Source organism: Xanthovirga aplysinae, assembly GCF_009711365.1.
Classification (GTDB): domain Bacteria; phylum Bacteroidota; class Bacteroidia; order Cytophagales; family Cyclobacteriaceae; genus Xanthovirga; species Xanthovirga aplysinae.
Map to the genome: position 1 here is coordinate 1 of NZ_SMMB01000928.1, position 5,540 is coordinate 5,540.

The window sequence follows — 5,540 nt, forward strand, 5'->3', positions numbered from 1 at the left end:
CCCCCCCCCATTAAATCTTCAATAAAATACACTCCCTCTTCATCGGTTTCCTCAATATCAATGGTATAAATACCTTCCACACTAGAATTGTAATTATGATAGGAAGTAACAGTGTAGGTCCCAGCCAAAGATCCTACCTCACAAGTTTCAAATTCCTCTTTATAAGTAAACGTAGAGGTTCCACCCTCCTGGTGATCCGCAACATTCCAACTATATGAAAAGTCACCCTCATCATCTGGACAATGTACAGCCCCTGTCGCAGCAAAGATTATATCGTTGGTCCAAGCCAGTTCCTTTTGTCCTATTCCCAAATTAAAAACATCCACATTAATTTCACCTAAAGCTTGTAATTGCCAGCCCCAAGCATTCAAAACATACCCTCCATAAATATCCGAAATCCAATAAACTCCATCTTCCTTCAGCTTAATAAAAACTTCATGTGTATATGTTTCTCCTAGCCCTGTCCCAGCAGTTACCAATGTTTTTACCTCATAAATTCCTTCACGGATTTCAGTAGGAGCACAACTATACAAGCCTATGTTAGCTAAGGGTTCTGCATCAAAAGCCAATCCCTCCTTTGTATGGATAACAAAGGAAATGGTAAACAAATCCCCAGAGGCAATCTCCTCTTCAATAATATTTAGTCCTTGTTTAAGCTCCGAGTATTTAAGTTTAAGCTCTGGGTTCTTTGAAGTTAATGACGTATGTAAGACTTTTTCTCCTCCATTAAATTGCTTATAAACATCTATTTTTTCCAGTTCGGCTTCAGACACCACTTCTAGTGTTAATACGTCGGAAGTATTGGCCAAATCATTAATATCCAAATATCCATTGGAAAATGAGCCTAAAACTATCTCCGCCCCATAACCGGCTAAATTATCATGTAAATGCTCGGGCTCCTCATCACAAGCGGTAAAAATAATGAAGGAGGCCAAAAGACATGCAAACTTATATAATTTATTTTTCATAATAATTCTTTCTTAATTTGACTGATTAAAATTAATTATCCCACCATACTCTTTTATAGACCGTAATATCCTTTGGCACGTTTGGATTATTTATTACTTCGTAGGAAGAATACAATACACGCCTAATATACTCATCTGAAGTAGGGCCTCCGAGTTCCCCTTCCGGGATTTCCAAATTGGTAGGGTATTGATAATCATGTCTTCTCACATCAACCCAAGACTCTACCCCTTGGGTAAACATGGCTTTATATTTCTCTGTCATTACCTTTTCAAGATCAATAGTGGTCGCATCTTCAGTGGCAAAAGATACCAAATAACCGTTATCGGTGGCCCCTACACTTTGCAATGAAACTGCAATCGCCTCATTATGGGCATTAGCAGCTTCTCCTTTTTGATTAAGTCGCAAATGAGCCTCGGCTTTTATAAAAAGGAGCTCAAACCTTGTCATTAAAAAAATGCTTGCATCTTTTGCACCAAAAAATGTATCCTCTCCCGGAGAGGGATAAACAGAATCATCTGTACCTTTACCATTTTGCTTGCCTACATAGCCTGCAAAAGTACCGTCTACCTTTTCTTCTGAGAAGTACCTTTCCAATCGTGGATCGTTATTATCTACCAGCAAGTCCATAAAATTATCAGAAGCAACTGCTAAAGAATTTTGATAATGGCTCCACCAAGGGCTAAAATGATTGGCTGACCCCTCGAAGGCATACAACATATCTGAAAAACCAACAGCTTCGGCTTTATCAATCGCGTCCAATGCTGCTTGTGCTGAACCTACGGGATCAATTTTACTTAAATGATTGGCATACCTTGCTTTTATAGCATAGGCAGCCGCCATCCATTTTCCTAAGTCTCCATTAAAAATCAAATCATCGGATCCCGGAGAAAATACGGAATTGTCATTTTTTATATTGGAAATTCCTTCATCCAACAGTGATTGGATAGTATTATAAATTTTTTCCTGGCTATCGTAATTAGGAAAAGGATATTCCAACCCTTTCATTGCTTCTGTCCAAGGAATATCCCCATAAAGATCCGTCAAATGGCCTAATATTAAGGCTTGTTGAATCTGTGCCACACCCACATAATGTGGAGAGGCTTCTTCGGCATTTTCACCTTTTCCCAATTCTATTACCTTTTCAAGATTGGACAAACCATCCGTATACAGATAGAAAAATAGGTTAGAATTGTCAGCGGGTTGTAATTGATATCTGTCCCACGACACTCCATCTGCATGGTTCCCTGCCAAATGTTGGGTAAAAATATTAGCGTATCTTTCCCAAAAATAACCTATTTGACCAAAGCTATACTCCTGTCCCCCGGTAAGTAAAGTTGCTAACGAAGCATCAGCAGGATTTGCCTTAGGCGTATTCATCTCCTCAAATTTTTCATCACATGACACAAAAGAGGAGATAAACCCAACAATAATTATATATCTTAAAACTCTTTTCATAATTCTATTCTTTAAAATTTAACCTTTAAATTAACCTCATAAGACCTGGTATTTGGAACAACCCTACTTTGAATCCCCTGATAATTTCCTGGTCCATTGGAGTTTGATTCAGGATCAAATCCAGAATATTTGGTCAACAACCATAGGTTACGTCCGACAAACCCCACCTGCAATCCCTGAACAAAAGGAATCCTGTTCATTAACTTAGAAGGAAGATCGTAAGCCAAACTAACACTTCGTAATCTCCACCAAGAGGCATCTTCCACAAAATTTTCTGAGGCTAGCCGAAAATTCTGCTGATAATAACCCACATTAGTCAATTTGGCCATGGTGGTATTTTTTGTATACGTTCCAGTTTCTTCATCATAATTCACCCCATCAAAAACCACCGTAGCATTCGCATAGGGATCATCGGCAGAATAATAGCGTTGCTCTGTTTGTTTAGATAAACCAGAATAAACCATCATTGCCTCAAAGGTATTCATTACGTCACCACCCTGTTTTCTTTCAATAAGTGCACCTAACTTCAATCCTTTATACTCCAAACCCAGATTAATACCCAAGGTCCAGTCAGGGTTAATATTACCTAAAATACTTTCTTCCGAATCTATTTCCGGATAACCCGTAGCTTCATCGATAATCAACTCACCATCCTCCGTTCTAGAGTAAGCATACCCATAAATGGCCCCATAAGCCTCCCCTTCCGTTGCTCTTAATGCCACATAAGGGTCACTTAAAGTACTGGCACTGCTCAAGTAAACACTTTCTAACTCATCACTAACTTTCTCGACTAATCCGACATTTTTAGTAAAGTTGAAAGTAAGGTCCCAGTTTAAGTCACCAACTTTTACAAGGTTATCAAAATTAAGCATGGCTTCAATTCCTTTGTTGGAAATAAGACCCACATTTTGAAGGGCATATTCATAGCCAGTAACTTCAGAAACCGGAACCCATATCATCTGATCCCTACTTTCCTTATCATAGTAAGCCAGGTCCAGATTTATTTTATTTCTAACTAATGCCAACTCCAAACCTAATTCTATTTCACTAGATCTTTCCGGTCTCAAATTAGGGTTATTAAGGTTATTATCAATAAAATACATCAACTGTTCATGTACGGAAGGGTTAGCAGCCTGCACATAAACATTGTATAAACTAGCGAAAGGGGCATCATTGGCAACCTGAGAATAGGATAACCGAAATTTACCAAAGTTTAAGGCATCATTTTGTATTAACTCAGAAAACACAAAACCTAAATTTGCAGAAGGATAGAAATAACTATTGTTATCCAAAGGCAAAGTTGAAGACCAATCATTCCTACCTGTTAACCCTAAATAAAGGAAATGTTTATAACCCAATGTAACATCCCCATATACTCCTATGGTCATTTTTTCGCTTAAACTCCTGGTTACAACTTGATTTTCCGTATTGGTAACATCTTCATACCCAGGCAATACAATACCATCCCCCCTAACATAAAGTCTATTATAAAGATTTGTATAAATATTGCTACCAACTAAATAAGAAAGTTCAAAATCCTCATTTAAATTGTAGGCGCCATTAACAATAAAATCATGATTAAAACTTCTATTTACCAATCTGATTTCAGTAATATCTCCCAACCCATCATTGGCATCTTTTGAGCCAATTGGCCTTACTTGATTTCTTTGATCAGTATAGGTATCTAATCCTACCCTATATTGTAAATTTAACCAAGGTGCCACCTCATATTTCAAATCTAACCCACCAATTAAACGATCTACCATACCATCCTCACCTTGCTCGTTAATAACCCACATAGGAAAGTTATTAGTGGTACTAAACCAGGTTGGTTCTCCGCTTGGGCTCTTATAATTAAAATTCCTAATATCCCACATATGATGAAGGTACCCCACCCCATAAGTAAAATCTGACATATTTACTCTGTGGGTATTTGTCTTAACATAGTTCGCTTTTCCACTTACAGAAAAGTTTTTAGTCACATTTCGGGAAGCGTTAATCAAAGCTGAGGTACGTTGATAGGTAGAATTTTCAATAATCCCTTTCTGATCTAAATTGGAAAAACTGGCATAAAATGCCCCATTTTCATTTCCTCCGCTTATCCCAACATTGTGATTAGTGGTAGACCCTTTCACGAAAGCGTTTTCTAAATTATTAGCATAAAATGGAATAGGTTGACCACTTGCGTCAATATCCCCCTCTCCTGTCAAATTGATGATGGTTCCATCGGGAAAAACTGGATTAGAGTCATAAGCCGGCCCCCAAGACCAATGCGTAAAGTTTGCATAACTACCTTCCCTACCTCTGGCAAACTTATCTGTTTGCTCAGGGAATTTATTGGCTTCTTCCACAGAGTGCGAAAAACTATAGGTCGTACTCAACCCCTTTTTCTCCTTACTTCCGGATTTTGTAGTGATTACAAGCGCACCATTGGCCGCCCTGCTTCCGTAAAGTGCAGTTGCAGCTCCACCCTTCAAAACTGACATAGTTGCAATATCATCAGGATTAATATCAATTCCTCTGTTTGCCGGGGCAAAACCTGTAGACTGTGAGCTACCACTACTATTAGAAGAAGTAGCATCGTTATCAATTGGAATACCATCTACCACAATTAGGGGTTGATTATTAAAGTTAATGGAGCTATAACCTCTTATTAACATATTGGTACCCGAACCTGCCTGTCCTCCTGAATTGGTAATCTGAATTCCAGCAACTTTACCATTTAGAGCATCAATAAAATTTGTAGTGGAAGACTGTTCCAAAACTTCACTACCAACAGAAGTCATTGCATAACCCAGAGAAGCTTTTTCCCGGCTAACCCCCATTGCGGTAACTACAACTTCTTCCAATTGCTTGGAATCACTCTCCAATACCGCATCGATTATAGATTGGGCTCCCACCGCAATTTCTTGAGTCTCCATCCCCACAAAACTAACCACCAAAACAGCCGAACTCTGCCCAGAAATATCTAAACTATATTTACCATCAAAGTCGGTAATTACTCCCTGTGTAGTACCCTTAATAATCACACTTGCTCCTGGCAAAGGTTGACCATCATCAGCTGAACTCACCGTCCCGGAAACGGTAGAACTTTGCGCCATTGCCTGCTGCCACCC

Annotated in this window: 3 protein-coding genes; all 3 read right to left on the reverse strand. The window is 38.8% G+C overall.

Annotated elements, in window-relative coordinates; genetic code table 11:
* On the reverse strand, positions 1-968 hold a 968-nt coding region (locus E1171_RS08295; RefSeq protein ID WP_155205542.1), incomplete at its 3' end, for a hypothetical protein.
* Positions 969-999: 31 nt separating this feature from the next.
* Positions 1,000-2,424: a SusD/RagB family nutrient-binding outer membrane lipoprotein gene (locus tag E1171_RS08300; protein ID WP_155205543.1), complete on the reverse strand. Its 1,425-nt coding sequence runs from the start codon at positions 2,422-2,424 to the stop codon at positions 1,000-1,002.
* Positions 2,425-2,435: 11 nt separating this feature from the next.
* The coding region (locus tag E1171_RS08305) for a SusC/RagA family TonB-linked outer membrane protein (protein ID WP_155205544.1) at positions 2,436-5,540 on the reverse strand (3,105 nt) is incomplete at its 5' end.